At 70.0% G+C, this 26681-nt stretch carries 27 protein-coding genes and 2 pseudogenes; 16 read left to right on the plus strand and 13 right to left on the minus strand.

What is annotated here, in order from left to right:
* Positions 1-63 precede the first annotated feature (63 nt).
* Complete coding sequence (locus ABZ876_RS06780) at positions 64-1200, plus strand: DUF2786 domain-containing protein (RefSeq protein WP_361775299.1); 1137 nt, start codon at positions 64-66, stop codon at positions 1198-1200.
* A 154-nt stretch (positions 1201-1354) separates the two neighbouring features.
* Here ABZ876_RS06780 and ABZ876_RS06785 read toward each other — a convergent pair whose 3' ends face one another.
* The 3 genes and pseudogenes from ABZ876_RS06785 to ABZ876_RS06795 all read right to left on the minus strand — a co-directional run.
* The gene (locus ABZ876_RS06785) at positions 1355-1867 is read right to left on the minus strand and encodes a DUF4232 domain-containing protein (protein WP_361775302.1); all 513 of its coding nucleotides are present in this window, start codon (positions 1865-1867) and stop codon (positions 1355-1357) included.
* Positions 1868-2060: 193 nt separating this feature from the next.
* A complete protein-coding gene (locus tag ABZ876_RS06790) occupies positions 2061-2576 on the minus strand; it encodes a hypothetical protein (protein ID WP_361775304.1) in 516 nt (171 codons plus the stop codon).
* A gap of 49 nt (positions 2577-2625) precedes the next feature.
* Positions 2626-2730, minus strand: a pseudogene (locus tag ABZ876_RS06795) (30S ribosomal protein S14); the annotation flags it as partial.
* Positions 2731-2841: 111 nt separating this feature from the next.
* Between ABZ876_RS06795 and ABZ876_RS06800 the strand changes: the two are divergent.
* The 4 genes from ABZ876_RS06800 to ABZ876_RS06815 all read left to right on the plus strand — a co-directional run bounded on the left by ABZ876_RS06800 (position 2842) and on the right by ABZ876_RS06815 (position 4489).
* Positions 2842-3216 (plus strand): VOC family protein, encoded by a 375-nt coding sequence (locus ABZ876_RS06800; RefSeq protein WP_361775307.1) that lies wholly within the window; start codon positions 2842-2844, stop codon positions 3214-3216.
* Positions 3217-3223: 7 nt separating this feature from the next.
* Complete coding sequence (locus tag ABZ876_RS06805) at positions 3224-3598, plus strand: metalloregulator ArsR/SmtB family transcription factor (RefSeq protein WP_361775310.1); 375 nt, start codon at positions 3224-3226, stop codon at positions 3596-3598.
* A complete protein-coding gene (locus ABZ876_RS06810) occupies positions 3595-4059 on the plus strand; it encodes an SRPBCC domain-containing protein (protein WP_361775313.1) in 465 nt (154 codons plus the stop codon). The genes ABZ876_RS06805 and ABZ876_RS06810 overlap by 4 nt, the downstream gene beginning before the upstream one ends.
* Positions 4060-4231: 172 nt before the next feature.
* Complete coding sequence (locus ABZ876_RS06815) at positions 4232-4489, plus strand: DUF397 domain-containing protein (protein WP_361775316.1); 258 nt, start codon at positions 4232-4234, stop codon at positions 4487-4489.
* 185 nt (positions 4490-4674) lie between these two features.
* Here ABZ876_RS06815 and ABZ876_RS06820 read toward each other — a convergent pair whose 3' ends face one another.
* Positions 4675-5184: an ATP-binding protein gene (locus tag ABZ876_RS06820; RefSeq protein ID WP_361775319.1), complete on the minus strand. Its 510-nt coding sequence runs from the start codon at positions 5182-5184 to the stop codon at positions 4675-4677.
* 320 nt (positions 5185-5504) lie between these two features.
* Between ABZ876_RS06820 and ABZ876_RS06825 the strand changes: the two genes are divergently transcribed.
* The 3 genes from ABZ876_RS06825 (at position 5505) to ABZ876_RS06835 (ending at position 8601) form a co-directional block, all read left to right on the plus strand.
* The gene (locus ABZ876_RS06825) at positions 5505-6341 is read left to right on the plus strand and encodes a helix-turn-helix transcriptional regulator (RefSeq protein ID WP_361775606.1); all 837 of its coding nucleotides are present in this window, start codon (positions 5505-5507) and stop codon (positions 6339-6341) included.
* Positions 6342-6475: 134 nt separating this feature from the next.
* Entirely contained in the window at positions 6476-7936 is a 1461-nt protein-coding gene (locus ABZ876_RS06830; RefSeq protein ID WP_361775321.1) for an aldehyde dehydrogenase family protein, read from the plus strand.
* Positions 7937-8052: 116 nt separating this feature from the next.
* Complete coding sequence (locus ABZ876_RS06835) at positions 8053-8601, plus strand: DinB family protein (RefSeq protein WP_361775324.1); 549 nt, start codon at positions 8053-8055, stop codon at positions 8599-8601.
* A 30-nt stretch (positions 8602-8631) separates the two neighbouring features.
* On the opposite strand, the gene ABZ876_RS06840 is transcribed toward ABZ876_RS06835, so the two are convergent.
* A complete protein-coding gene (locus ABZ876_RS06840) occupies positions 8632-10044 on the minus strand; it encodes a glutamate decarboxylase (protein ID WP_361775327.1) in 1413 nt (470 codons plus the stop codon).
* Positions 10045-10291: 247 nt separating this feature from the next.
* Positions 10292-10447, minus strand: a pseudogene (locus ABZ876_RS06845) (ion channel protein); the annotation flags it as partial.
* Positions 10448-10905: 458 nt separating this feature from the next.
* Between ABZ876_RS06845 and ABZ876_RS06850 the strand changes: the two are divergent.
* Together ABZ876_RS06850 and ABZ876_RS06855 are read left to right on the plus strand one after the other, a co-directional pair.
* On the plus strand, positions 10906-11667 hold the full coding sequence (locus ABZ876_RS06850) for a MerR family transcriptional regulator (RefSeq protein WP_361775330.1): 762 nt from the start codon (positions 10906-10908) through the stop codon (positions 11665-11667).
* A gap of 238 nt (positions 11668-11905) precedes the next feature.
* Positions 11906-13009: a VTT domain-containing protein gene (locus ABZ876_RS06855; protein ID WP_361775333.1), complete on the plus strand. Its 1104-nt coding sequence runs from the start codon at positions 11906-11908 to the stop codon at positions 13007-13009.
* Positions 13010-13025: 16 nt separating this feature from the next.
* Here the strand turns inward: ABZ876_RS06855 and ABZ876_RS06860 are convergent, their stop codons facing one another.
* Together ABZ876_RS06860 and ABZ876_RS06865 are read right to left on the minus strand one after the other, a co-directional pair.
* Entirely contained in the window at positions 13026-14678 is a 1653-nt protein-coding gene (locus ABZ876_RS06860; RefSeq protein WP_361775609.1) for a threonine/serine exporter family protein, read from the minus strand.
* Between the two features lie 241 nt (positions 14679-14919).
* Complete coding sequence (locus ABZ876_RS06865) at positions 14920-15411, minus strand: inorganic diphosphatase (RefSeq protein ID WP_361775612.1); 492 nt, start codon at positions 15409-15411, stop codon at positions 14920-14922.
* Positions 15412-15490: 79 nt separating this feature from the next.
* Between ABZ876_RS06865 and dacB the strand changes: the two genes are divergently transcribed.
* From dacB to folE, 6 genes are all read left to right on the plus strand, one after another.
* Entirely contained in the window at positions 15491-17149 is a 1659-nt protein-coding gene (gene dacB / locus ABZ876_RS06870) for a D-alanyl-D-alanine carboxypeptidase/D-alanyl-D-alanine-endopeptidase (protein WP_361775335.1), read from the plus strand.
* A gap of 55 nt (positions 17150-17204) precedes the next feature.
* Positions 17205-18338, plus strand: a complete 1134-nt coding sequence (locus ABZ876_RS06875; RefSeq protein WP_361775338.1) for a zinc-dependent metalloprotease — start codon at positions 17205-17207, stop codon at positions 18336-18338.
* Positions 18339-18531: 193 nt separating this feature from the next.
* The gene (gene tilS, locus ABZ876_RS06880; protein WP_361775341.1) at positions 18532-19569 is read left to right on the plus strand and encodes a tRNA lysidine(34) synthetase TilS; all 1038 of its coding nucleotides are present in this window, start codon (positions 18532-18534) and stop codon (positions 19567-19569) included.
* Between the two features lie 226 nt (positions 19570-19795).
* The gene (gene hpt / locus ABZ876_RS06885) at positions 19796-20356 is read left to right on the plus strand and encodes a hypoxanthine phosphoribosyltransferase (RefSeq protein WP_055523757.1); all 561 of its coding nucleotides are present in this window, start codon (positions 19796-19798) and stop codon (positions 20354-20356) included.
* A 221-nt stretch (positions 20357-20577) separates the two neighbouring features.
* Positions 20578-22602 carry an ATP-dependent zinc metalloprotease FtsH gene (gene ftsH, locus ABZ876_RS06890; RefSeq protein ID WP_361775615.1) on the plus strand — a complete coding sequence of 675 codons (2025 nt, stop codon included), beginning with the start codon at positions 20578-20580 and terminating at the stop codon, positions 22600-22602.
* A 142-nt stretch (positions 22603-22744) separates the two neighbouring features.
* Positions 22745-23350 carry a GTP cyclohydrolase I FolE gene (gene folE, locus ABZ876_RS06895; RefSeq protein ID WP_361775344.1) on the plus strand — a complete coding sequence of 202 codons (606 nt, stop codon included), beginning with the start codon at positions 22745-22747 and terminating at the stop codon, positions 23348-23350.
* Between the two features lie 57 nt (positions 23351-23407).
* On the opposite strand, the gene ABZ876_RS06900 is transcribed toward folE, so the two are convergent.
* From ABZ876_RS06900 to folP, 5 genes are all read right to left on the minus strand, one after another.
* Entirely contained in the window at positions 23408-23893 is a 486-nt protein-coding gene (locus ABZ876_RS06900) for a DUF3180 domain-containing protein (RefSeq protein WP_361775347.1), read from the minus strand.
* A gap of 77 nt (positions 23894-23970) precedes the next feature.
* Complete coding sequence (folK, locus tag ABZ876_RS06905; protein WP_361775350.1) at positions 23971-24582, minus strand: 2-amino-4-hydroxy-6-hydroxymethyldihydropteridine diphosphokinase; 612 nt, start codon at positions 24580-24582, stop codon at positions 23971-23973.
* A complete protein-coding gene (gene folB / locus ABZ876_RS06910; RefSeq protein WP_361775353.1) occupies positions 24579-24938 on the minus strand; it encodes a dihydroneopterin aldolase in 360 nt (119 codons plus the stop codon). The genes folK and folB overlap by 4 nt, the downstream gene beginning before the upstream one ends.
* A gap of 259 nt (positions 24939-25197) precedes the next feature.
* Positions 25198-25701, minus strand: coding sequence for a nuclear transport factor 2 family protein (locus ABZ876_RS06915; protein WP_361775356.1), 504 nt, complete (start codon positions 25699-25701; stop codon positions 25198-25200).
* Positions 25698-26630, minus strand: a complete 933-nt coding sequence (gene folP / locus ABZ876_RS06920; RefSeq protein WP_361775359.1) for a dihydropteroate synthase — start codon at positions 26628-26630, stop codon at positions 25698-25700. Before folP ends, ABZ876_RS06915 begins: the two co-directional genes overlap by 4 nt.
* Positions 26631-26681: the final 51 nt, after the last annotated feature.

Here is a 26681-nt window from a genome sequence, read left to right on the forward strand (position 1 = left end):
AGTTGACACCCCGCGGCGCCTGTGTGTGCGGCACACAGCGGCACACATGTCACGATCGAACGCGTGAGTACGACGACCACGGTGGACCGTGCCTTCCGCGCCGCCCTCTACGACGACACCGACGCCGCCCTGGACACCGGCGCCTCGCTGCTTGCCGCCGATCCCTCGGCCGACGGCGAACTGGCCCGGCGCGGCGAGCGGTTCGTCGGCGCGGCCTGGCGGCGCGGCTGGCAGCCCGCCGACGTCGTGCGCATCGTGCGGCGGGAACTGGATGACCTGCACGTACGCCTGGTGTCGGAGCTGATCCTCAAGGAGGCCGGGCCGCGGCCGTCCCCCGGGCCGCGCTGGACCGCCCAGCTCGAGGACCTGGACGCGGAGCCTCCGCGCGTCCCCGACCGTTTCTCGTACGCCACTGCCGTGCTGGAGCTGTACCGTCTGCTGCTCCGCCTCCCCGCGCTGGAACCGCTCGACGCGCCCGGGCGGACCGCCGCCGCCCGGCAGCCCGAGTCCCGGATGCTCACCCGTGTCCGCGCGTTGCTCGCGAAGGCGGAGGCGACCGGATTTCCGGAGGAGGCGGAGGCGCTCAGCGCCAAGGCGCAGGAGCTGATGGCACGGCACAGCATCGACGAGGCGCTGCTCGCCGCCCGGGCGCACACCGAGGACGCGCCGGGTGCCTGCCGCATAGGCGTCGACCCGCCGTACGAGACGGCCAAGGCGGTGCTCCTGGACGCGGTGGCGGCCGTGAACCGCTGCCGGGCCGTGTGGCACGAGCCCTTCGGCTTCTCCACGGTCATCGGTTTCGAGCCCGACCTGGAGGCCGTCGAGCTCCTCTACACGTCGTTGCTCGTGCAGGCCACCGCCGCCATGACGAAGGCGGAGGCGGCCCAGCGCGAGGGCGGCCGAAAGCGTACGAAGACGTTCCGGCAGTCGTTCGTGGCCGCGTACGCGCACCGTATCGGCGACCGGCTCCGGGCCGCCGCCGAGGGTCAGGTGGCCGGGACCGAGGGGGAGCTGCTGCCGGTGCTGGCGGCCAGGGACGTGGCCGTCGCCGACCGTATGGAGCGGATGTTCCCGGACACGGTCACCACCCGTGTGCGTGGGGTCAGCGACGCGGCCGGATGGGAGCAGGGGGCCGCGGCCGCCGACCGGGCCCTGGTCGGGGAACGCCCACGGACGGAGGAGCGGCCCCGGCTGCCGTGAACGCCGCCGGAACCGAGGGGCGGCCCGGCTGCCACAAGCGCCCTCACGGCTCTTCCCCGCGAGGGCACCCCGGCTTCCGCCGAACGCGGGGCCGGGCCGGAATTCCTCCGTATGCGGGCCCCGGCCCCGTAAGCGGGCCCCGGCCCCCGGCGGGTCAGTCGCCTGCGACCTGGATCGGGCCGACCGAGGCGTCGGGGGTGTCCTTGGTCTTCAGCGCCACATCGCCGTATGACCACGGGTAGCTCTTCGCGTCACCGGCGCCCGGGATGGTGATCTTCACGGCCTTCGCCGGCGCGCTGAGCGAGCCGCCGTTCCCGCGGACGTACGTGATGGTGAAGGTCGCCGCCTCGCCCTTGTGCAGCGTCACCTTCGCCGGCTGGGCGTCCTTCTCCTGCGCGGCGTTCCAGGAGGAACCGCCGGCGGTCAGCTCGACGCCCGGGAAGCCCTGGAAGGTGCACTGGTTGCTGCCGCGGTTCGTGACGGTGACCGGGACGTTCCCGGTGTCGCCCGCCGTGGTGGCCGCGTTGCCGGGACCGACCACGACCGCGACGACGCAGTCGGAGGCGGGGGACTTCGCGTCGTCGCCGCCGCTCTTGCTGTCGCAGGCGGTCAGGGTGAGGGCCGCGGCGAGCGCGGTGACGACGAGGGGGACGCGGATCGTACGCATGAGGGTCCTCTGGGGATCGTGACGGTGTCCAAGGATCATCACGCAGGCGGGCCGCGGTGCGTTGCGCGCCCCCCGGATCACGTATGCGCCTCCCGTCCGTGACGGGGATGGTTCGACCGGGCGACGGGCGACGGACCCGGAAGGAGTCCACGGCCCGTCGGCGCGGGTCAGGCCGCCGGAGACGGCCGGGGCGTCACGAGCCCAGGCTCTCCGTCGGCAGCCCGCTCGGCAGCTTGCCGCCCTCGGCCTTCGTGTAGGTCTCCGTGCCGATGCCGCCCTGCCACGTCACCTTCATTCCGGTGGAGTTCACGGAGTCGACCATGCCGGTCCTCCGGTTCTTGCTGCCGTCCGTGCACTTGAGGTGGATCATCTGCATGCCCGCCTCCTCGCCCGCGGTCCCACTGCACACGGTGCCGCCCGTCGCGAAGAGCCCGGCCTGCTTGCCCGTGATCACCAGGGCCACGGCCTTACCGCCGGTCGTGGCCAGCCAGCTGCCCTCCAGCTTCCCGGCCTTGGTGCCGGGAGAGCCGCCGGTGTGCGTCGCGGACCCGGCCGCGCTCGGCGTCGAGGAGGCGCCGCCCCCCGAACCGCCGTTTCCGGAACCGCCGCTGCAGCCGGTCAGCAGGAGTGCGGTCGCAAGACCCGCGGACGCGGCCGAGACGCGGGCCTGCCGGCGGGTGACACGGATGACATGGACGGCCGAGGTCACGGAAGTCTCCCAGGGTTGCCGGATGGGGTCGGGTGACGGCCCGAGCAAGCTACCAGGAGGACTTGCGCACCCCCCGGAGACGACCGGCGTGCGCTTGCTCACGCAGGTGGTCAGATGAACCCGGGGACGGGCCGAAGTCCCGGACGTGGCCGCGGGCGCCCGGCATGGCCGCAGGGGCCGGGTGGCAGTTCTCCCGCCCAAGACAGACAGGTAGGAGAATCCCTACGTTTGACGCGTAGGAAATCTCCTACCTATTCTCCTGCTCATGACCATCACCCATGCCTCCTTCGTCACCCTCCCCGTCTCCGACCAGGACCGCGCCCTGCGCTTCTACACGGAGCTCCTCGGCTTCGAGGTCACCGCCGACCTGGACATGCCGCAGGGCCGGTGGCTCCAGGTCGCGCCCAAGGGCGCGCAGACCGTCTTCACGCTCTCCGGCCCGGACATGGGCGGTTTCACGCCCGGTGAGACCCGAGGGATCATGTTGGTGACGACCGATGTCGACGCCGACTGCGCGCGGCTGGCCGCGGCGGGTGTCTCCGTGCAGGGCCCGGACGACCTCCCCTGGGGCCGGATGGCCTCCTTCAGGGACCCCGACGGCAACGGTCTGATGCTGCTCACGGAGAAGGAAGGCCTCTGATCGCGCCATGACCGGGACGGGTACGGGGGTTACGGGCGCCGACGTCCGCGCGGCCGACGAGGACCGGGTGTTCGCCGCCCTCGCCAACGCCACGCGCCGCGAGGTGCTGCGTCTGCTGCGCGACGAGGGGCCGCAGCCCGTCCAGGCCCTGGCCGACCACTTCGCCATGCGCCGGCCCAGCCTCTCGGAGCATCTGAAAGTGCTTCGGGAGGCCGGGCTCGTCACCGAGCAGCGATCCGGCCGTCGGCGTATCTACCGCCTCGAGGCGGCCCCGCTGGCCGAGGTGCAGGACTGGCTCCACCCGTACGAGCGGTTCTGGCGCGAGCGGCTGAAGGGTCTCGGTGAACTGCTCGACCGTATGCCCGACGATGACCGGCCATGAGCACCGCACCCGACGACGGCGACCTCACCACCATCCGCGTCGACCAGTTTCTGCCGCATCCGCCGGCCAAGGTCTGGCGTGCCCTCACCGAACCCGCGCTGCTGACCCAGTGGCAGATGCCCGGGTCCGAGAACTTCCGTCTCGAAGTCGGTCACCGTTACACGATGACCTCGGTCCCGCGGCCGAATGCCAACTTCTCCGGCACGGTTGACGTGCAGGTTCTCGCTTTCCAGCACGAGCGGATGCTGCGCGTCCGGTGGGCCGACGCCGATCCCTCCCGTCCCGCGGACTGGACCATTACCTGGACATTGGAACAGGAAGGCCGTGGCACGCGTCTGTTCCTAGTGCATGAAGGTTTCGACCCGGACGATCCGGCACAGCTGATGGCGCGGAAGATCATGGACGGGGGCTGGAGATCGTATGTGCTGCGAGCTCTGGGGCACACGCTTGACGTGCTGTAGTCGGTCGGCGGTCATTCCGTAGTCAAAGGACTGCAAAGAGCGTAATCGCAGGAACACCCCTCGTGCACGTGCATCTGCCCATGCATCTGCATGTGAACAGAGTTATGATCCGAGGCAGTTGACCGCTGCATCGATGGCCATTACCAGCCAATGCACCACCCGGGAGCGACCTGTGGACCACGACGTGTGCGACGTGGATGACGTGTACAACGGCATGGCTGCGACGGAGCTGCACGGAGTGGCCTGGCAGAAGAGCCGGCACAGCAACTCCCAGGGCTCCTGCGTGGAGTTCGCCCGGCTGCCGGGGGGAGAGGTGGCGGTGCGGAATTCGCGCTTCCCTGACGGGCCCGCGCTCGTCTACACCCGTGCGGAGATCGAGGCGATGCTCCTCGGCATCAAGGACGGCGAGTTCGACCATCTGATCGTGTGACGCGCGCGGGCCTGCGTTCACAAGTGCAGATACGTGTAACACGCGTAGATCAGAGGATGTGCGGCCGCCCCGCCGGCCCCGGGCGGTCCTGCGTCCGGGGCGCAACCGTGCTCGTCCTGCGGTGCGTTGTCGCGCCGCAGGACGTAACACGCGTAGAACCGGGGCCTCGGTGAGCGCTGCCGGTCTCAGTCCGCACACCCCGGCGCGCACGGCAGCCGGAAAAGGGCCCAGACCACCTTGCCGTTCAATGTGCCCGCGAGCGGGTGCCAGCCCCAGCCGTCGGCGAACGAGTCGACCAGGAACAGCCCGCGGCCCGACTCGGCCGAGAAGTCCTCGGAGTCGCCCGCGACCGGACTGTCGTGACTGGGGTCCCGCACGGCGCACACCAGGCGCGTGGTCCAGCGCATCAGATGCAGCCGTACCGGGGGGTCCTGATCGCCCGCGCGGAGGCAGGGCGAGGGCAGAGCGTGCCGCAACGCGTTGGTCACGAGTTCGGAGACCACGAGACAGACGTCGTCGAAGCGCTCGCCCACGTCCCACTGGCCCAGGGTTCTGCGGGTGAACTGCCGTGCTTCCCGGACCGCTTCGAGACGGGCCGGCAGAGCACATGAGGCTGCGCTGGACACGGCCGTGAGGTCGAGCGGCGGAAGTCCCTGCCGTAAGGGCTCGAGCATGGTCGATCCATTCGTCCCCATGCGAGGCACTCCCGGGTGTTCGCGGTCGGTGCGATGCAGCGGTGGCGCGGGACCATGGTTTCGGATGAGCCAGGCAGATGCAAGGGCAGATGCACGTGCACGCGCCCGAATTAAGCGCCCACGTACCGCTTTCTGCTTATTTCTTCTGCCACTTTCTTCCCTCTTGCTTGCAGCTTCTGATCTTTCACTCGTCTCAGATTTGACTGCTTTCCATTTCTGTAACCGCACGAGTACTGCTCGAAGTGTTTTAGTGGCAGACTTCGCGATCGAAGGACCGTTGGGGAGGCTGACAAGTGAGCGCTGGGGACTCGAGCGGGTCGGTGGTGCGGCGCATTCTGCTGGGATCCCACCTCAGGCGCCTCCGGGAGGCGCGCGGCATCACCAGGGAGGCGGCCGGCTACTCGATCCGGGCCTCGGAGTCGAAGATCAGCCGCATGGAGTTGGGACGGGTGAGCTTCAAGACGCGTGACGTCGAAGACCTGTTGACGCTGTACGGGATCACCGACGAGACCGAACGGACGTCTCTGCTCTCCCTCGCGAAGGAGGCCAATGTCGCCGGGTGGTGGCACAGCTACTCGGACGTGCTGCCGAGCTGGTTCCCCACCTATGTCGGCCTGGAGGGCGCGGCACATCTGATCCGTTCGTACGAGGTCCAGTTCGTGCACGGACTGCTGCAGACAGAGGCGTACGCGCACGCTGTCGTCGCCCGGGGCATGAAGGGCGCGAGCGCGGCGGACATCGACCGGCGGGTGGCCCTGCGGCTCGAGCGGCAGAAGTACCTCTTCTCGACGAAGGCCCCGCAGTTTCACGTCGTTCTCGACGAGGCCGCCCTGCGCCGCCCCTACGGCGACCGCGAGGTGATGCGCGGCCAGTTGCAGCATCTGATCGACGTCTCGGAGCGGCCGAACGTCCGGTTGCAGATCATGCCGTTCGGCTTCGGCGGGCACTCCGGTGAGAGCGGGGCCTTCACCATCCTCAGCTTCCCCGAGTCCGATCTGTCCGACGTGGTCTACCTGGAGCAGCTCACCAGCGCCCTGTACCTGGACAAGCGCGAGGACGTCCTCCAGTACGAGTCCGCGATGAAGGAGTTGCAGCAGGACAGCCCCGGACCGGACGAAAGCCGCGATCTGCTGCGAGGGTTGCTCCAGCTTTCCTGAGAGTCCACCCGGAGTATCCTCGGCCCTCCTCCAACTGACCTTGCACGCAAGTACGATGACGCTTGATCAGACCGTGACGCGAGCGCGTATGGGTGAACGGTGTCTGCTTCGGTTGCAAGGGATTGAGGGATCACATGTCGTCCTACTTCACCGATCTGGCTCAGCAGTACATCGGTGGTGAGTGGCGCCCGGGCACAGGCTCCTGGGACATCATCGACTTCAATCCGTACGACGGCGAGAAGCTGGCGTCGATCACGATAGCCACGGTCGAGGAGGTCGATGCGGCCTACAAGGCCGCCGCGGCCGCCCAGAAGCAGTGGGCGGCCACCAACCCCTACGCCCGCCGCGCGGTGTTCGAGAAGGCCCTCAGACTCATCGAGGACCGCGAGACGGAGATCACCGAGGTGATCACCGCCGAACTGGGCGGTACCCGGCTGAAGGCGGCCTTCGAACTGCACCTCGCCAAGGAGTTCCTGCGCGAGTCGATCCAGCTGGCGCTGCGCCCAGAGGGCAGGATCCTCCCGTCCCCCATCGACGGCAAGGAGAACCGCCTCTACCGTGTGCCCGTCGGTGTGGTGGGCGTCATCAGCCCGTTCAACTTCCCTTTTCTGCTGTCGATCAAGTCCGTCGCCCCGGCGCTCGCCCTCGGCAACGGTGTGGTCCTCAAACCGCACCAGAACACGCCGATCACCGGTGGCTCCCTGGTCGCGAAGATCTTCGAGGAGGCGGGGCTGCCGGGCGGTCTGCTGAACGTCGTGATCACGGACATAGCGGAGATCGGTGACGCCTTCCTCGAGCACCCGATCCCCAAGGTCATCTCCTTCACCGGCTCCGACAAGGTCGGCCGGCACGTCGCCACCGTCTGCGCGTCGCTCTTCAAACGCTCCATCCTCGAACTCGGCGGCAACAGTGCACTGGTGGTGCTGGACGACGCGGACGTCGACTACGCGGTCGACGCGGCCGTCTTCAGCCGCTATGTGCACCAGGGCCAGGTCTGCATGGCCGCCAACCGTGTCCTGGTGGACCGCTCGATCCAGGCCGAGTTCACCGACAAGTTCGTCGCCAAGGTCAAGTCCCTGAAGGTGGGTGACCCGCGCGACCCGGAGACCGTCGTCGGCCCGGTCATCAACGCCTCGCAGGCGGACGCGATCTCGGGCGCGGTGGAGCAGGCCATCGCGGAGGGTGCGACGGCGCTTGTGCACGGCACCACCACCGACAACCTGGTGCAGCCGACCGTGCTGACCGACCTTCCTGCCGGCTCCTCGCTGCTCCGGCAGGAGATCTTCGGCCCGGTCGCCCTCCTCATCCCCTTCGACGGCGAGGAGGAGGCCGTCCGCATCGTCAACGACACCCCGTACGGCCTCAGCGGCGCCGTCCACACCGCCGACATCGAGCGCGGCGTTGCCTTCGCCAAGCAGATCGACACCGGCATGTTCCACGTGAACGACGGCACGGTCCACGACGAGCCGCTCGTCCCCTTCGGCGGCGAGAAGCACTCGGGCATCGGCCGGCTGAACGGCGAGACCACGGTCGAGGCCTTCACCACACAGAAGTGGATCTCGGTGCAGCACGGGCGGAGCATTTTCCCTTTCTGAGTCTTCCCGATGGTGGCCATGGGTCCTTGCGGACAGAACCTGACCCCAAGGGTCCGTAGCGTCATCGGTGTCGGGCTGAGGGCGATCTCGCCAGAACCGAGGAAAGGCGGCCGGTCATGGTCACGCATGTACGCGCGGAAGAGCGGGGCGACGAGCGCGGAGCACTGCTCTCCTTCCTGGAGGAACAACGGGGCGGTATCCGCCGGGCACTGCTCGGGCTGACGGAGGAGCGGGCGCGGTCCCGCCCCAGCGCGAGCCGACTGTCCCTGGGCGGGCTGCTCAAGCACGTCGCCGAGACCGAGCAGGGCTGGATCGCCCGGGCCAAGCAGGAGCCTCCGGCGGTGCGGCGGACCGAGGCGAACTGGCACGAGTGCTTCGAGCTCCTGGGCGACGAGACGGTCGAGTCGCAGCTCGCCTACTGGGAGAAGGTCGCCGCCGAGACGGAGGCGTTCATCCGCTCCGTGCCGAGCCTCGATGACACCTTTCCGCTCCCCGACGATCCCTGGTTCCCGCCGGACGAGCGGGTCTCGATGCGGTGGCTCATGCTCCACCTGATCCGTGAGACGGCCCGGCACGCGGGCCACGCCGACATCATCCGGGAGTCGCTGGACGGGAAGACCGCCTTCGAACTGGTGGCCATGGAACGGGGCACTCCCTCCGACTGACCTGCCGGGCGGCCGGCACCCCCGGCGGTGTCAGTGATGGAAGCTCGTGGCGGCCGCCTTGTCGTCGGTCAACGGGTACGGCTGCCGCCGCAGCTTGGGCAGCAGCCGGCCCAGATCCTCGATGAACAGGTCGGACAGGTCCGTGGAGAAGCCGTTACGGCACACGATCCGCAGCACGCACAGGTCCTCGCGGTTGGGCGGGAAGGTGTACGCGGGCACCAGCCAGCCGGACTCACGCAGCCGCCGCGAGACGTCGAAGACGTCGTACGCCGTCACCTCCGGCGCGGTCGTGAACGCGAAGACCGGCAACTCCTCGCCCCGGGTGAGGAGTCGGAAGTCGCCCAGCGCCTCCACTCGGTCGGCGAGTCCCCGCGCCACGTTTCGCGTGGTCTGCTGGACCGCTCGGTAGCCCTCCCGGCCCAGCCGCAGGAAGGTGTAGTACTGCGCCACCACCTGGGCCCCGGGGCGGGAGAAGTTGAGCGCGAAGGTCGGCATTTCGCCGCCCAGGTAGTTGACGCGGAAGACCAGCTCCTCCGGAAGCGCCTCCTTCTCGCGCCACAGGACCCAGCCCACGCCCGGGTAGACCAGCCCGTACTTGTGGCCGGAGGTGTTGATCGACGCGACCCGCGGCAGACGGAAGTCCCACACCAGGTCCTGGTCGAGGAAGGGCGCGATCATCGCCCCGGAGGCGCCGTCCACATGCACGGGAATGTCCAGGCCCGTACGGTCCTGAAGGCCGTCCAGGGCCGCGCACAGGTCGGCGATCGGTTCGTACGACCCGTCGAACGTGGAGCCGAGGACGCCCACCACCCCGATCGTGTTCTCGTCGCACAGATCGGCGGCGGCCTGCGGGTCCAGATGGAACCGGTCACCCGCCATGGGCACCTGGCGCGCCTCGACCTCCCAGTAGGCGCAGAACTTCTCCCAGCAGACCTGGACGTTCACCCCCATCACAAGGTTGGGGCGGGCGTCCCTGGAGGGGTAGCGGTCCGCGTTGCGCCGGGCCCAGCGGCGCTTGAGGGCCATCCCGGCGAGCATGCACGCCTCGCTGGAACCGGTCGTCGAACAGCCCACGGAGGAATGCGGGTCCGGCGCGTTCCACAGGTGGGCGAGCATGGCCACGCAGCGGCGCTCCAGCTCGGCCGTGCGGGGATACTCGTCCTTGTCGATCATGTTCTTGTCGAGGCACTCGGTCATCAGCGCACCGGCCTGGGGTTCCATCCAGGTGGTGACGAAGGTGGCCAGATTCAGCCGCGAGTTGCCGTCCAGCATGAGTTCGTCGTGCACGAGCTGGTAGGCGGTCGCGGGCAGCATCGGTCCCGCGGGCAGCCGTTCCTTGGGCGGTGCCTCGGTCATCTCGGCGACCGGGTTCGCCTCTCCGTAGAAGGGGTTCATCGACCTGGGGTGCTCGTCGGGTTTCCCGTGGCCCGTGTGCAGCGCCATGGTGTCCTGTCTCCCATCGTGTCGTGTGCCGGCGGTGTGCGCCGTCACTCGTTCATCGGACCGGCAGTGCCCGCCGGTTCACCGGTTCCCGGTGCTTCACCCGTGCGTATGAATCCCGCGCCGTCGGTTCACTTGCTCCCCGGCCGCCCGCTCGGCGATGCGCCGCCTCGTTCATTGATCGGCTCCCGCTCCCGTCTGTTCACCGGCTTCCGGTCCCGTCCGTTCATCGGCTTTCCGGCCCGTCCGTTCAGCGGATCGCGGTCCCGTCCTCCCGTAGCTGTATCTGCGGGCGCCCCGTGACCAGCAGCCAGGCCGGAAGGGACGCTATGCAGAGCAGGGCGGGGACCGCCGGGGAGGGCGCCGGCACCGTGGCCGCGAACAGGCTCAGCCAGCCGTGCCGGGTGCGGCGTGGCAGGTTCTCCCACAGGACGTGCTGGAGCCGCGAGGCGAGCCCGCTCAGGGCGAGGTAGAGGAGACTGGCCCCGATCCCGACGACGAGCGCCGGGAGGACCAGCGGCAGCAGTCCCCGCACGGGAGTCGCCGGGGCGGCGGGTGCCTGCTGCGCGGTGTCCTGGGCCACGCGGTCACCATAAGTGGGCAAGGAAGGCATAACGGCCCTGGCGCGCGGGAGTTCAGAGCGTTCAGAGCGTTCCGGGCTTTCCGATCGTTCCAGGCTTTCCGATCGTTCCGAACTTTCCGGGTGTTCCGTGTTTTCCGAGCGTTACGGGTGTTCCGGGCGCGCGGGGCGCTCCAGCGGACCGCGGCGCCCGGAGGGGGTGTGCCTTGCATCGGAGAAATGCGCCTTGCACCTCACGCGGCGTGAGGCGCGAGTCTGACGTGCGTACCCAGAAGGGAGCGGAAGTGAGTTACTCGATCGGCCAGGTTGCCGGTTTCGCCGGTGTGACCGTGCGCACGCTGCACCACTACGACGAGATCGGCCTGCTCGTACCCGGTGAGCGCACCCACGCCGGTCACCGGCGTTACGGTGACGCGGACCTCGACCGGTTGCAGCAGATCCTGTTCTACCGGGAACTCGGCTTCCCGCTCGACGAGGTCGCCGCCCTGCTCGACGACCCGGACGCGGACCCGCGCGAGCATCTGCGCCGCCAGCACGAGTTGCTGACCGCCCGGATCGAGAGGCTTCAGAAGATGGCGGCGGCCGTGGAACACGCCATGGAGGCACGCACGATGGGCATCAACCTCACGCCCGAGGAGAGGTTCGAGGTCTTCGGGGACAAGGACCCGGAGCAGCACGCGGAGGAGGCCGAGCGCCGCTGGGGCGGCACGGACGAGTACGCCGAGTCGCAGCGGCGCACCGCCCGCTACACCAAGGACGACTGGAAGCGCATCCAGGCCGAGACGGCCTCCTGGGGCGAGCGCTACGGCGCCCTGATGGCCGAAGGCGAGCCCCCGGCCGGGGAGCGGGCCATGGACCTGGCCGAGGAACACCGGCAGCACATCTGCACATGGTTCTACGAGTGCTCGTACGAGCTCCACCGCTGTCTCGGCGAGATGTACGTCTCCGACGAGCGTTTCAAGGCGCACTACGACGCCATGCGACCGGGTCTCGCCGAGCACCTCAGGGACGCGATCGCGGCGAACGCGGACCGCCACGACAGGTGAGCCCCGGGGCGGCACGGCCAGGCGGGCAAGAGGCGCTCTCCATGGGAGGTGCCTCTTACCCGTGGCCCGGCGTCCCCGGCCCGCCGCTCCGGCCCGGGCCACGCAGCGTGCATTCTGGAGACACCGGTGGAACGCAGGGGGGACACCGCGCGTTGATAGCTTTGTCCGGCCATCGCCGTCGTGCCGGCCGCCCGCCAGGACGCCGCACCTGCCCTCACCCCCTCAGGAGCCCGGAACCGTGACGACGCTTGCCCTCGGCCCGAGCTGGCTGGATCCGAACCACCTCCTGGACACCTTCGGCATCTGGGGCCTGCTCCTCATCGTCTTCGCCGAGTCGGGGCTGCTCATCGGCTTCTTCCTGCCGGGTGACTCGCTGCTGTTCACCTGCGGTCTGCTGATCACCTCGAAGCAGATGGACTTCCCCCTGGCGGGAGCGATCGCGCTGATCTGCGTCGCCGCGATCCTGGGCGACCAGGCGGGTTACATGTTCGGCAAGAAGGTCGGCCCCTCCCTCTTCAACCGCCCGGACTCCCGCCTCTTCAAGCAGGAGAACGTCACCAAGGCCCACGAGTTCTTCGAGAAGTACGGGCCGAAGTCCCTGGTCCTGGCCCGCTTCGTGCCCGTCGTGCGTACGTTCACGCCGATCATCGCCGGCGTCAGCGGCATGAGGTACCGCTCGTTCCTGGTCTTCAACGTCATCGGCGGCGTCCTGTGGGGCGCGGGTGTCACCCTGCTCGGCTCCTGGCTCGGCAACGTCGCCTTCGTCAAGAACAACGTCGAGGCGATCCTCATCCTGATCGTTCTCGTCTCGGTGGTCCCGATCGCCATCGAGTTCCTGCGGGCACGCTCCAAGGCCAAGAACGCCCCGGCCCCGCAGCAGCCGCCCTTCGTCAGGCAGCCCCCGGTCATGGACGACGCGACGACCAGGCTGCGCGCCGTGCCGCCGGCCCACCAGGACCGGGCCCAGGCGCACGCCGGGCCGAACCAGACGTACGGCGACCAGAGCCAGACGTACGGCGACCAGAGCCAGGTTTACGGCGACCAGAGCCAGGTTTACGGCGACCCGAACCAGGTTTACGGCGACCCGAACCAGGTTTACGGCGACCCGAACCACGGCGGGCAGGGGCAGCAGCCGTACGGCACGAACCAGGGCGGCTACGACGAGTACTACGGCCGGACCCAGCAGCCCTACGCCCAGCAGTACCCCCAGGACCACCAGCAGCCACACCCCCAGCAGCAGCCGTACGGCTCCGGGCAGGGATACGCGCAGCCCCATCCGCAGGCACAGCCGCAGCACCCGCAGCAGCCCCACCCGTACGGCCAGGGCTACCCGCAGGACTGACCCGGGCGCGGGCGCATCAGAACCCGCGCGTCCGCTTGGCCGCCCGGCGCCCCTCGGCGGAACCGCCCGGAATCCTCAGGAACAGCCGGGAGATCTCCGACCCGAGGTTCACGCCGATGGCGATGGCCATGGCGAGGGAGGCGGCCTTCGCCAGTGACACCAGGCCCTTGTCGACGTTGTTCTGGGCGATCGACAGCAGCCCGAAGTAGGTCGCCGAACCGGGCAGCAGGGGCCCGATGGCGGCGGTGGTGTACGGCAGCGCGGACGCGAACCGGTAGCGCGAGAGCAGCTGCCCGAACAGACCCACCAGACCGGCCGCGACGGCCGTGGAGGCGACCGGCGAGATACCCCCCGGATAGTGCATGGCGCCGTACACGACCCAGGCGACGCCCCCGCTGAGGGTCACCCAGAGCACGGTGGACCGTTCCTGCTGGAGCAGCACGGCGAAGGTCAGGGACAGCAGCATCGACGCGATGATCTGCACCACTGGCCGCTGGGAGGGGTTCAGGGCCGCGTCCGGGTCCAGCTGGGCGCCCAGCTTCACACCGAAGTACAGGACCATCAGGACGCCGATGACGATGCCGACGAAGAAGTACATGACCTCCAGCAGGCGCGCCGACGCGGTGATGTAGAAGCCGGTGAGCCCGTCCTGCACGCCCGCCACCAGGGCACGCCCGGGCAGCAGGGCGAACAGCCCACCGGTGACCACCGCGGACGCGTTCACCTCCACATGGGTCACCGTGAGCGCGACACCGATCGCGGCCGGGGGCATCGCGGCCACCGTGAACTGGTAGAACTCCGGCAGCCCGCGCCCGGCGCACAGCCACGCCAGCCGGTCACCGAGCATCGCGCCCAGCGCGGCGGCGACGAAGACCAGGAGGTCACCGCCGACGAGGATGGAGGCCGCACCGGCGAGCAGCCCGCCGGCCCCGGTCAGTGCCCAGCCGGGGTAGGGGTGCCGGTTGCGGCGTATCTCGGCGAGCCTGCGGTAGGCCTCCTCCAGGGAGATCGCCGTCTCCGGGTCGCTGAGGTCGTCCACGAGCCGGAAGACGGCGGCCAGGCGGGTGTAGTCCGTGCCGCGGCGGCGTACCGTCCGCGAGGCCGACACGGGGTCGTCCACCAGGGACGGCTGGTACGAGACCGACAGCAGCGTGAAGGTGACGGTCGGCTCACAGCGGTCCAGCCCGTACGACCGGCAGACCGCGAACATCGCGGCCTCCACGTCCTCGGCGCCCTCACCGCCCGCCAGCAGCAGTTCGCCGATGCGGAGGGTCAGGTCGAGCACGCGCGGCACGGCGGGGCCCGTCTCTCCGGCTCTGTGCACGGGTTCGGGCGCGGGCCGCTCGGCGACCGGCATGCGCAGCATCGTGCGCATACGGTCCTGCCAGGGAGCCTCCTTGGTCAGCCGGACCGCGGGGATGCCGGACGGCGGGGTGAAGGCGGGCGGGGCGTGCCGGAAGCTGTAGGTGCTCGGCGGGCTGAACGCCGAGCCCTCCGGCTCCGCCGCGGGCGGCTGCGGGACCTCGAGCCCGTTGGGGACGGAGAACTCGGACGTCGTCTCGGACTCCGTACCGGCGGCCGGCACCTCCAGGCCCTCGGGAACGGCGAACTCCGACGTCGTCGAGGAATCGGCGGTGCCGGCCGCGGGCACCTCGAGCCCCAGGGGCATGGTGAACTCGGAAGTGATCGCGGAATCGCCGTCGCCCCGCCCGGGGAGCGCGAACCCGCTCCTCGCCTCGTCCGACCGCGGCTTGCGGTCCTCCACGTCCGGCTCCGTCACCTGCTTCCCTCTTGTCTGTCGTATGCCTGTGTCCGGTACGTACCTCCGGTACGCCTCAGTATGCGCACCGGTATGCGAACGGGCCGCGTCACCCCCTGGGGATCACGCGGCCCGCCGGTCGACAGCAGGGTCAGTGACCGCCGTGCTCCTTGAAGCGCTTGTAGGAGCGCTCGATCTCGGCCTCCGCGTCCGTGCGGCCCACCCAGTTGGCACCCTCGACGGACTTGCCGGGCTCCAGGTCCTTGTAGACCTCGAAGAAGTGCTGGATCTCCAGGCGGTCGAACTCGGAGACGTGGTGGATGTCCCGCAGGTGCTCAACGCGCGGGTCGGACGCCGGCACGCACAGCAGCTTGTCGTCGCCGCCGGCCTCGTCCGTCATCCGGAACATGCCGATGGCGCGGCACTTGATGAGGCAGCCCGGGAAGGTCGGCTCCTCGAGGATGACCAGCGCGTCCAGCGGGTCGCCGTCCTCGCCGAGGGTGTTCTCGACGAAGCCGTAGTCGGCCGGGTAGCTGGTCGAGGTGAAAAGTCGACGGTCCAGGCGAATACGACCGGTCTCGTGGTCCACCTCGTACTTGTTCCGCGAACCCTTCGGGATCTCGATCGTGACGTCGAACTCCACCGGTGGCTCCTCCATGATCAGCACATAGTTCTGGTGGTTAAGTGTCCCTCACGCAGGTGTGTGATCGCGAAAGGGGCTGGTGGTCGTGCCGGAGCTGAGGGCCTGGCGGGCCGCGAGACCGCGTCTGGCGCGGGCTGCGCAGACCGTGAAACCGCGCCTTGCACGTATGGCCCCGGCCGTACGACCCCGCGCGCGGCGGGTCGCCAAGGCCGTGGGACCTCGTGTGGCACGGCTCACCGGAGCGGTGAAGCCGCACGTCAAACCGGTCGCGCAGCTCGCGCGTCCGCGCGCCGGAGGGCTCACCACCCCGCAGCTGGCGACCGTGGCCGCCGTCTTGGGGCTGGCGCTCGCGGTGGGGGCCGCGACCGCCGCCGGTCCCTGGGACTCCTCCGGTCAGCGTACGGCCGAGCGTGACCGGGCCGCAGCGTGGGGCCACGAGGGTGGTACAGATCACGGACGTGGCGCCGGCGCTGCGGCGGAAGCACCGGCGCCCGCGCCGAGCGCCGCGCCCGTGCTGGCGGGCGTCGACGGCGTCACCACCACCAAGGCGGCGCCGGTCGTACGGACCCTGGCCGCCACCCTCGACAAGCTCCTCGAGGACGCCTCCCTCGGGTCCCGGCGCACCGCCTCCGTCGTCGACGTCACGACCGGCAGGCGCCTGTACGGCAAGAGCGCGGGCGACGCGCTGACCCCCGCCTCCACCACCAAGATCGCCACTGCGGCGGCCGTGCTCTCCGCGGCCGGCACCGACCACCGCTTCACCACCCGCGCGGTGCTGGAGCCCGGCACCGACAGGCTGGTCCTGGTCGGAGGGGGCGATCCCACGCTGACGGCCCGCGCCCGGGCCGACGGCTGGGCGAGCCTGCGCACGCTCGCGGACACCACCGCCGACGCCCTGAAGACGCGCCGTGTGACCTCGGTGACGCTCGCGTACGACGCCTCCCTGTTCACGGGTGACGCGCTGCACCCCATCGGGGCCAACCCCAACCTCGCCCCGGTCACCGCGCTGATGGCCGACGAGGGCCGCAGGGACGACTCCACCAGCGGGCCCGCGGACCGCAGTACGGACCCGGCGGCGGACGCGGCCCGCACGTTCGGCGGGCTGCTGCGCGACCGTGGCATCAAGACCTCCGCCCCCGACACCCCCGCTGCCAAGGCCACGTCCCGCGCCGAGACCCTCGCCTCCGTCCAGTCACCGCCGCTGTCCGCCGTGGTCGAGCGGATGCTCACCAACAGCGACAACGACATCGCCGAGGTCCTCGCCCGCCAGACCGCCCTGGCCACCGGCGGCCGGCCGAGCTTCGACGGGGGCGCGGCCGCGATCGCCGCCCAGCTGAAGAAGCTCGGGCTCCCGCTCGACGGCGCACGGTTCCACGACGGCAGCGGGCTGAACCGGGACGACAGGCTCACCGCGAACCTGCTGACGGCCCTGCTGGCCGCCGCCGGCTCCCCCTCCCATCCCGAACTCCGCCCGGTCCTCACGGGGCTGCCCGTGGCCGGCTTCACGGGCACCCTCAGCGACCGCTACGAGGACGCGGCCGAACGCTCGGGCATCGGCCTCGTCCGCGCCAAGACGGGAACGCTGACCGGCGTCAACACCCTCGCCGGGACGGTGGTCGACGCCGACGGCCGGCTACTGGCGTTCGCCTTCCTGACGGACGGCTCGATGGACCAGACGACCGCCCGGGCCGCCCTGGACCGTACGGCGGCGGTACTGGCGGGCTGCGGCTGCCGGTAGGGCACGGCGCTGCGCTGCCCTGCCCCGAGTGGCGGAGCTCACGTACCGTTGACGCATGACGAGCATCGGTGGTGCCGGATCTCCTGGGATGGTCGACTGGAATCTCGCGGTCGCGACCGCGACCCGGCTCGTGCGGCCGGGCCCCGAGGTCAGCCGCGACGAGGCCCGCGCCGTCGTTGCGGAGCTGCGCAGGCACGCGAAGGCCTCGGAGGAGCATGTCCGGGGCTTTACTCGTATGGGCGAGGAGGGTGTGCATGACACCCCCGTCCTCGTCGTCGACCGGCCCGGCTGGGTCCGGGCGAACGTCGCCGGATTCCGGGAGATCCTCAAACCCCTCCTCGGCAAGATGGAGCAGCGGCGCGGGAACACTCCCGGGGGCGTCGTCCTCGGCACCGTCGGCGGCAAGGTCACCGGCGTGGAGCTGGGCATGCTGCTGTCGTTCCTGTCCTCCCGGGTGCTCGGCCAGTACGAGACCTTCGCCCCGGCCACCCGCGAACTGCCCGCGGGCGAGAACGGCGGCGGCCGTCTTCTGCTGGTCGCGCCGAACATCGTGCACGTGGAGCGGGAACTGGACGTCCAGCCCCACGACTTCCGCCTGTGGGTGTGTCTGCACGAGGAGACCCACCGCACCCAGTTCACCGCGGTGCCCTGGCTGCGCGATCACCTCGAGGGCGAAATCCAGTCTTTCCTGGGGGAGACCGAACTCGACCCCATGACGGTCCTGGAGCGCGTCAGGGAAGCGGTCCAGTCACTCGCCGGAGGCCGCGCGGAAGGCGAGGAGGGCGACGAGGGACACTCGTTCGTGGAACTCGTCCAGACGCCCGCCCAGCGGGAGATCCTCGGCCGGCTGACCGCGGTGATGTCCCTCCTGGAAGGGCACGCGGACTTCGTGATGGACGGCGTCGGCCCGGATGTCGTCCCGTCCGTCTCCGAGATCCGCGAGAAGTTCCAGCAGCGCCGCGCCCGGGGCGCCTCCCGTCTCGACCTCGCCCTGCGCAAGCTGCTCGGCCTGGACGCCAAGCTCAGGCAGTACCGTGACGGCGAGCGGTTCGTGCGGGCGGTCGTCGAGCAGGTCGGCATCGAGGGCTTCAACCGGGTGTGGACCTCCCCCAACACACTCCCCACCAAGGCGGAGATCGCCAAACCGGCGGACTGGGTCGCGCGGGTGCACCGGAGGGCGGAGTCGTGAGCCCCGAGTGAGCGGTGTGACACGAATCCGGCCGTCGGCAGGTAAACGCCCCGCCAATCACTCGTCCGAGGGACCGTGAGCCATGGGTAGGCGTGCAATGCTCGGGGAACGGCCCGTTTCTGTCACCATCTACACACTCTGAGTGACAAGCATTCGGGCTCACCCCCCGACAACTTCATGAAGGGAACCGGACATGGGTCCCCATCCTGCGGTCGCGGCGATACGCCTGGCGGTCCGCCGCGTCCTTCACGACGTCCTCACCGAGCACGAGCAGACGACCGAACCGAACAGCGACTCCCCCTCCCACGAGCGCCTCTCCGCGCCGCTCGTGCTCGTCGCATGTTCGGGTGGCGCCGACTCCATGGCTCTCGCCTCCGCCCTCGCCTTCGAGGCCCCCAAGCTCGGCATCCGGGCCGGCGGCATCACGATCGACCACGGGCTCCAGCACGGCTCCGATCAGCGTGCCGACGAGGTCGTCGAACGCCTGAGTGATTTGGGTCTCGATCCGGTCGCCTCCGTCGCCGTGAGCGTCGGCCGCGCCGGAGGTCCCGAAGCCGCCGCCCGTGACGCGCGCTACGCCGCCCTGGACGCCGCCGCCGAGCGCTACGGCGCTACCGCGGTCCTCCTCGGACACACCCGTGACGACCAGGCCGAAACCGTCCTGCTCGGCCTCGCCCGCGGCTCCGGCATCCGCTCCCTGTCGGGCATGGCCGCGGTCTCGGGGGCGGGCGGCCGCTATCGCCGCCCCTTCCTCCACATCGACCGGCAGACCGCCCGCAAGGCCTGCATGGTCCAGTCCCTGCCCGTCTGGGACGACCCCCACAACGCGGACCCCGCGTACACCCGCTCCCGGCTCCGCCACGAGGGTCTGCCCGCCCTGGAGAAGGCGCTCGGCAAGGGCGTCGTCGAAGCCCTGGCCCGTACGGCCCAGCTCTCCCGCGACGACGCCGACGCCCTCGACGCCTGGGCCGGCCAGGCCGAAACCTCCGTCCGCGACGCCCGCGGCCTTTTGGAGTGCGCGAAGCTCTACGCCCTGCCCCCCGCCGTGCGCCGCAGGATCCTGCGGCGCGCCGCCATCGAGGCGGGCGCTCCGGCCGGTTCTCTCTTCGCCCGCCACATCGAGGAAGTGGACCGGCTGATCACCGGCTGGCGCGGCCAGGGGGCCATCAATCTTCCGGGCAAAGTCGTCGCCCAGCGTCAGGGTGGCAGACTGGTGATTCGGCAAGGCTGAAACACGTCCCCTGCGGGGGCGCCCGGTCACCCCTTCGGGGAGGGACCGGTCAGCTGCGCGAGCGAGCCGAAGGGCGTGCCGCTGTCATGTAGACAGGGGCACCGGCCGCGAGGGCTGTAGTCGTCACGGCTACCCCGCGTGGGTGTCCGCGGACGGATGACCGTCCACAGCGGCACAGACGCCCCGAAGGCGAGCGGCAGTCAGAGCGGCGGGACGACCGAAAGTGATGCGGGTGGACGCGAAAGACATGGGTGCCGACCTCAAGCAGGTGCTCATCACCAAAGAAGAGATCGACGCGAAGCTGGCCGAGCTGGCCGCGAAGATCGACGCGGAGTACGCGGGCAAGGACCTGCTGATCGTCGGTGTGCTCAAGGGTGCGGTGATGGTCATGGCCGACCTCGCCCGGGCGCTGTCCACCCCCGTCACCATGGACTGGATGGCCGTGTCCTCCTACGGCGCGGGCACCCAGTCCTCCGGCGTCGTGCGGATCCTCAAGGACCTCGACACCGACATCAAGGGCAAGCACGTCCTGATCGTCGAGGACATCATCGACTCCGGCCTGACGCTGTCCTGGCTGATCTCCAACCTCGGCTCCCGCGAGCCCGCCTCCCTGAAGGTGTGCACGCTGCTGCGCAAGCCTGAGGCGGCCAAGGTCGCGATCGACGTCGAGTGGGTCGGCTTCGACATCCCGAACGAGTTCGTCGTGGGCTACGGCCTCGACTACGCGGAGAAGTACCGCAACCTTCCGTTCGTCGGTACGCTCGCCCCTCACGTCTACGGCGGCTGAGCCTCAGCGGTCCTGCCGTCGGCGCCGGCGGCCGAACCCGAGGTCCGGGGAGTTTCAGGACGTTCGGGAACCCCAGCGGGTCTCGCGCCGTTGGAGCAGGCGTGGACGGTATTGCCAGCGGTCCCCGCGGCTGCGGGTGACAATCCTGGGGTACCGTCAGAAGAACTGTCTTTATCAAACTCACTATGGCAGGAGGGACGGGGCGGCACCGCTCCGTATGGATGGACGTGAAGCGATACTTCCGTGGGCCGGTCATGTGGATCGTGCTGGCCGTCCTTGCCGTGGTCGTGTTGATGCAGGTCGTCGGCTCTTCCGGCGGCTACAAGACGGTGGACACCGGCCAGGTCGTTGCGGCGATCAATGAAAACAAGGTCCAGCAGGCCAAGCTGACCACCGGCGACGAGCAGATCGTCAAGGTCTCGCTCAAGGACGGCGTCAAGGTCGAGGGCAGCTCCAAGATCCAGGCGAGCTACATCGGCAGCCAGGGCGTGTCCCTGGCCAACATCCTGCAGGACAAGTTCCAGACCAAGCAGATCCCGGACGGCTACACGGTCTCGCCGTCCAAGCAGAACCCGTTCGTCGGGATCCTGCTCTCGCTGCTGCCCTTCGTCCTCATCGTGGTCGTCTTCCTGTTCCTGATGAACCAGATGCAGGGCGGCGGCTCCCGGGTCATGAACTTCGGGAAGTCCAAGGCGAAGCTCATCACCAAGGACACCCCGAAGACGACCTTCTCGGACGTCGCGGGCGCGGACGAGGCCGTCGAGGAACTCCAGGAGATCAAGGAGTTCCTCCAGGAGCCGGCCAAGTTCCAGGCCGTGGGCGCCAAGATCCCCAAGGGCGTGCTCCTCTACGGGCCTCCCGGTACGGGCAAGACGCTGCTGGCGCGTGCCGTCGCCGGCGAGGCGGGCGTCCCCTTCTACTCGATCTCGGGTTCGGACTTCGTCGAGATGTTCGTCGGTGTCGGTGCCTCCCGAGTCCGTGACCTGTTCGAGCAGGCCAAGGCGAACGCCCCGGCGATCGTCTTCGTCGACGAGATCGACGCGGTCGGCCGCCACCGCGGTGCCGGCCTCGGCGGCGGTCACGACGAGCGCGAGCAGACCCTGAACCAGCTGCTCGTCGAGATGGACGGCTTCGACGTGAAGGGCGGCGTGATCCTCATCGCCGCCACGAACCGCCCCGACATCCTCGACCCTGCCCTCCTGCGTCCCGGCCGCTTCGACCGCCAGATCGCCGTCGACCGCCCGGACATGCAGGGCCGTCTGGAGATCCTCAAGGTCCACCAGAAGGGCAAGCCGGTCGCTCCGGACGTCGACCTGTCGGCCGTCGCCCGCCGCACCCCCGGCTTCACCGGCGCCGACCTGTCGAACGTGCTGAACGAGGCGGCCCTCCTCACGGCCCGCAGCGACCGCAAGCTGATCGACAACCAGATGCTGGACGAGGCGATCGACCGCGTGGTCGCGGGCCCGCAGAAGCGGACCCGGATCATGTCGGACAAGGAGAAGAAGATCACCGCGTACCACGAGGGCGGCCACGCCCTGGTCGCGGCGGCCTCGCCGAATTCCGACCCGGTCCACAAGATCACGATTCTGTCCCGCGGCCGCGCGCTCGGCTACACGATGGTGCTCCCGGACGAGGACAAGTACTCCACGACCCGCAACGAGATGCTGGACCAGCTGGCCTACATGCTGGGCGGCCGTGCGGCCGAGGAGCTCGTCTTCCACGACCCGACCACGGGTGCCGCGAACGACATCGAGAAGGCCACGGCCACGGCTCGCGCGATGGTCACGCAGTACGGCATGACCGAGCGCCTCGGCGCGATCAAGTTCGGCGGCGACAACACCGAGCCGTTCCTCGGACGTGAGATGGCTCACCAGCGCGACTACTCGGAAGAGGTCGCCGCTCTGGTGGACGAGGAAGTCAAGAAGCTCATCGAGAACGCTCATAACGAGGCCTGGGAGATCCTGGTCGAGAACCGGGACGTCCTGGACAACCTGGTGCTTGCGCTGCTCGAGAAGGAGACGCTGGGCAAGGAGGAGATCGCCGAGATCTTCGCCCCGATCGTCAAGCGCCCGCCGCGGCCCGCCTGGACCGGCTCCTCGCGCCGCACGCCGTCCACCCGTCCGCCGGTGCTCTCCCCGAAGGAGCTGGCCCTGACGAACGGTGCGAACGGCGCGACCCCGGCGATCGCGAACGCGACCGAGGCCCTCCCCGCCGAGACGGCTCCGGAGGACCGCCGGGAGAGCTGAGTCACCGCTCTCCCCAGGGCCCCGCAGGGCCCGGGATTTCTGCCGCGCCTCCCAGGGTTTTAGCCTGGGGGGCGCGGCGTTTTCAGGCCGCACAGCAGACGCGCGATCCGTGCGCGTCGCAGGCGCAGGAACGAGGCACCAGATGACCGACCCGGTGACGCTGGACAGCGAGGGCACGATCGGCGAGTTCGACGAGAAGCGCGCGGAGAACGCCGTACGGGAGCTGCTCATCGCGGTGGGAGAGGATCCGGACCGGGAAGGCCTGCGCGAGACTCCGGGGAGGGTGGCCCGGGCGTACCGGGAGATATTCGGGGGTCTGTGGCAGAAGCCCGAGGACGTTCTGACGACGACCTTCGACCTGGGCCATGACGAGATGGTGCTGGTGAAGGACATCGAGGTGTTCTCGACCTGTGAGCACCATCTCGTGCCGTTCCGGGGGGTCGCGCACGTCGGCTACATCCCGTCGACGAGCGGCAAGATCACCGGCCTGTCGAAGCTGGCCCGGCTCGTGGACGTCTTCGCGCGCCGGCCGCAGGTGCAGGAGCGGCTGACGACGCAGGTCGCCGACTCCCTGATGGAGATCCTGGAGCCGCGCGGGGTGATCGTCGTGATCGAGTGCGAGCACATGTGCATGTCGATGCGCGGCATCCGCAAGCCCGGCGCGAAGACGATCACTTCGGCGGTGCGCGGCCAGCTGCGGGACGCGGCCACGCGCAACGAGGCCATGAGCCTCATCATGGCGCGCTGAGGCAGCACGTCCGCCGGAGTGGTTCTACGACACCGGCCGTCATGAGGACACCGGTTGTCAGGCCACCGGTGTCGCGTTGCCGTCGTGTTCGTCGTCCTCCGGGAGGCGGCAGACACGTTCCAGGAAGAAGGCGGACGCTATGACGGCGATGCCCGCGAGGACCGAGAAGCCGGCGTAGATGGCCTGGTCGCGGATCGCGGGGATGTCCAGGGACTCCAGAAGGAAGACGCCCGCGCCGCCGTACATGCCGGCGACCAGGGCAGCGACCAGGGCGCTCGCCTGGCCGAAGACGACCGCGCGGGCCGCCATCAGCGGGTCGACGCCCTTCGCGCCCGGTCGGCGCTCCCGCTGGGCCTTGAGCCGGGCGCGGAGGGAGAGCGCCGTGGCCAGCAGGACCACGGCGATCAGGGCGAGGACGATGGGCGCGGCCAAGGGGACCCGGGGGAGGGTGCCCACCGCGTTCCACAGGCGGGCGGCCGCCCAGGACAGCACTCCGGCCACCACGAACACCGCTGCCAGCGTCCTGATGCGCAGCTCTCTCACGATGCCCCTTTGTCAGCCGTCGGTCGCCCGTACACGGTCGTAAGCCGGGAGCGTCCCGGTCCGGTAGACCTTAACGACTACTCAGGCAGCCGGAGTTCCAGGTCCGGGCGGGGTGTGACGCCTTCGCGGGTGACGACGGCGAGCAGATCCGCCACCGGCCCGCGGGCGGGCAGCTGGGCAGCCGGGTCCAGGTCGTACCAGGGCGCGAGGACGAAGGCCCGCTCATGGGCGCGCGGGTGGGGGAGGGTCAGCACCGGGTCGTCGGAGACGACTTCCGCGTACGTGATGATGTCCACGTCCAGGGTGCGCGCGCCCCACCGCTCGTCCCGCACCCGGTGGAAGGCCTCCTCAACGGCGTGGGCCCGCTCCAGGAGCGAGGAGGGAGGCAGCGTGGTCTTCACCACGACCACCGCGTTGAAGTACGCCGGCTGACTGCCCGGGGTCACGCCCCACGGCTCCGTCTCGTACACCGGCGAGACACCCTTGACGCGGACGCCCGGGGTGTCCTCCAGGGCGTCGATGGCGCCCTGGAGCGTCTCCAGGCGGTTGCCCAGGTTGGAGCCGAGGGAGATCACGGCCCGTTTCGGGTTCTGCAGGGTCGTGTCGGCGGCGTCCACCCGCTCCACCACGGAGGCGGGCACCGGCTGTACGGTCGGGTCGCTCTGACCCCCGGCGAAGAAGGCGCTCATACTCGGCTCCGGGTGATGGTGACGGTCACGTCGTCGAAGGGGACGGTGATCGGCGCGTCCGGTTTGTGCACGCAGACCTCGACCTCGCGGACCGGGGCGTGCTTGAGGCAGCAGAAGGCGATGCGCTCGGCGAGCGTCTCGATGAGGTCGACGGGTTCTCCCTGGATCAGGGCCACGACCTCTTCGGCGACGATGCCATAGTGCACGGTCTTCGACAGGTCGTCGTCGGCCGCGGCCGGCCGGGTGTCCAGACCCAGGACGAGGTCCACGACGAAGGTCTGCCCCTCCTCGCGCTCCCTGGGGAACACGCCGTGGTGCCCGCGAGCCTTGAGGCCGCGCAGCGCGACACGATCCACGCGAATCACTCCTGCAATCGTGGGTGGCGACGGGTGTGCACCGAGTGCGGTCGGTACACCCCCCGCGAACGAATCTACCTGCGGGCACTGACAGCGTTTCCTCCCCAGAGCGCACTCCCGAGCCGTCGCCGGGGACGGCGTGGGGCGTTTTCCCTGGGGAACAAGGTGGCTTACGGGGCGGTAGCCACGTCCTACCCGAGGGTAGGTGATTCCCGCCACTCACGGCCGCCTACCCATTCCTGCGGGGTCTGCCACCCCCTCACGCCGGTGAGTCGTCGTCTTCTTCGTCGGCGGACTCGGTCAGGACGGGGGAGGCGTGGTGGGACCAGAGCTTCCAGCCGTCGGAGGTGCGGCGGAACAGGTTCGTGGCGACCACCAGCTGGCCGACGAGCGGGCCCAGCTCCTCGCCCTCCTTCGGGGCCGGTCCGCCGCTGAGGATGTTCTCGGTGCAGGACACCAGGGCGGTGTCGCCGGTCACCGAGACGTGGACGTCCGTGAGGAAGAACTGGATGTAGTCGGTGTTCGCCATGATCAGGGCGTACGACCGCAGGACCTCGCCGCGGCCGGTCAGGACGGGCCACCCGGGGTGGACGCAGGAGATCACGCCGGCGTCCGCCGGGTCGTGGTACTCCTCGCCGATGCCCAGGTCGGCGGGCGTCAGCCAGAGCGAGGACAGCTCCTCGAAGTCACCCCGTTCCATCGCCTCGTAGAAGGCGGCGTTGGCCTGCTCGACCTGTTCGACATCGGTGTGGGCGGTGCTCACCGGGCTCCTTCGTCGGTTCCGGGGCCGGGGCGCGCGCCGCGGGTCGGAGTGCCAGGCGTGGGGCCGGCCGCGCGAGCCGCCTCGACGGCGCGTGCGACGCGTACCGCGTCCGCTGTCGCGTGGACCTCGTGCACGCGTACCGCCCAGGCGCCGGCCTGGGCGGCCAGTGCGGAGACGGCCGCCGTGGCGGCGTCGCGCTCGCGGGCGGGCGGGGGCGCGCCCTCGGGCCCGGCCAGGACACGGCCCAGGAACCGTTTGCGGGAGGCGGCGACCAGCAGGGGATGGCCCAGGGCGTGCAGGCGGTCCAGGTGGGCGAGCAGTGCCAGGTCGTGCTCGGCCTGCTTGGAGAAGCCGAGGCCGGGGTCGACGACGATCCGGTCGGGGGCGACGCCGCCTTCCAGAACGGCCTGAACGCGCGCGTGGAGCTCGTCGAGGACTTCGGTGACGACGTCCTCGTAGACGCCCCTGATGTTTCCGCCTTCCAGGAAGCCGCGCCAGTGCATGACCACGAAGGGGGCACCGGAGGCCGCGACGACGGGGATCATCGCGGGATCGGCGAGGCCGCCGCTGACATCGTTCACGAGGGCGGCGCCGGCGGCGAGGGCCTGTTCGGCGACCGAGGCGCGCATGGTGTCGACGGAGACCGTGACGCCCTCGGAGGCGAGCCCGCGCACGACGGGGATGACCCGCCTCAGCTCCTCGGTCTCGTCGACACGGGTGGCTCCGGGGCGGGTGGACTCGCCGCCGACGTCGACGAGGTCGGCGCCCTGCGCGACCAGGCCGAGGCCGTGCTTGACGGCGACGGTGGTGTCGAACCAGCGGCCGCCGTCGGAGAAGGAGTCGGGGGTGACGTTGACGACGCCCATGACCGCGCAGCGGTCCCATGTCGGAAGGCCTGCCACGTGGCCCCGCCCGGTCTTCGTGCTCATACGTTCAGCGTAGGCCCCCCACCGCTCCGCCTCCGGCCCGCGGGGGGCGCG

The sequence above is a fragment of the Streptomyces sp. NPDC046931 genome, assembly GCF_040644655.1.
Classification (GTDB): Bacteria; Actinomycetota; Actinomycetes; order Streptomycetales; family Streptomycetaceae; genus Streptomyces.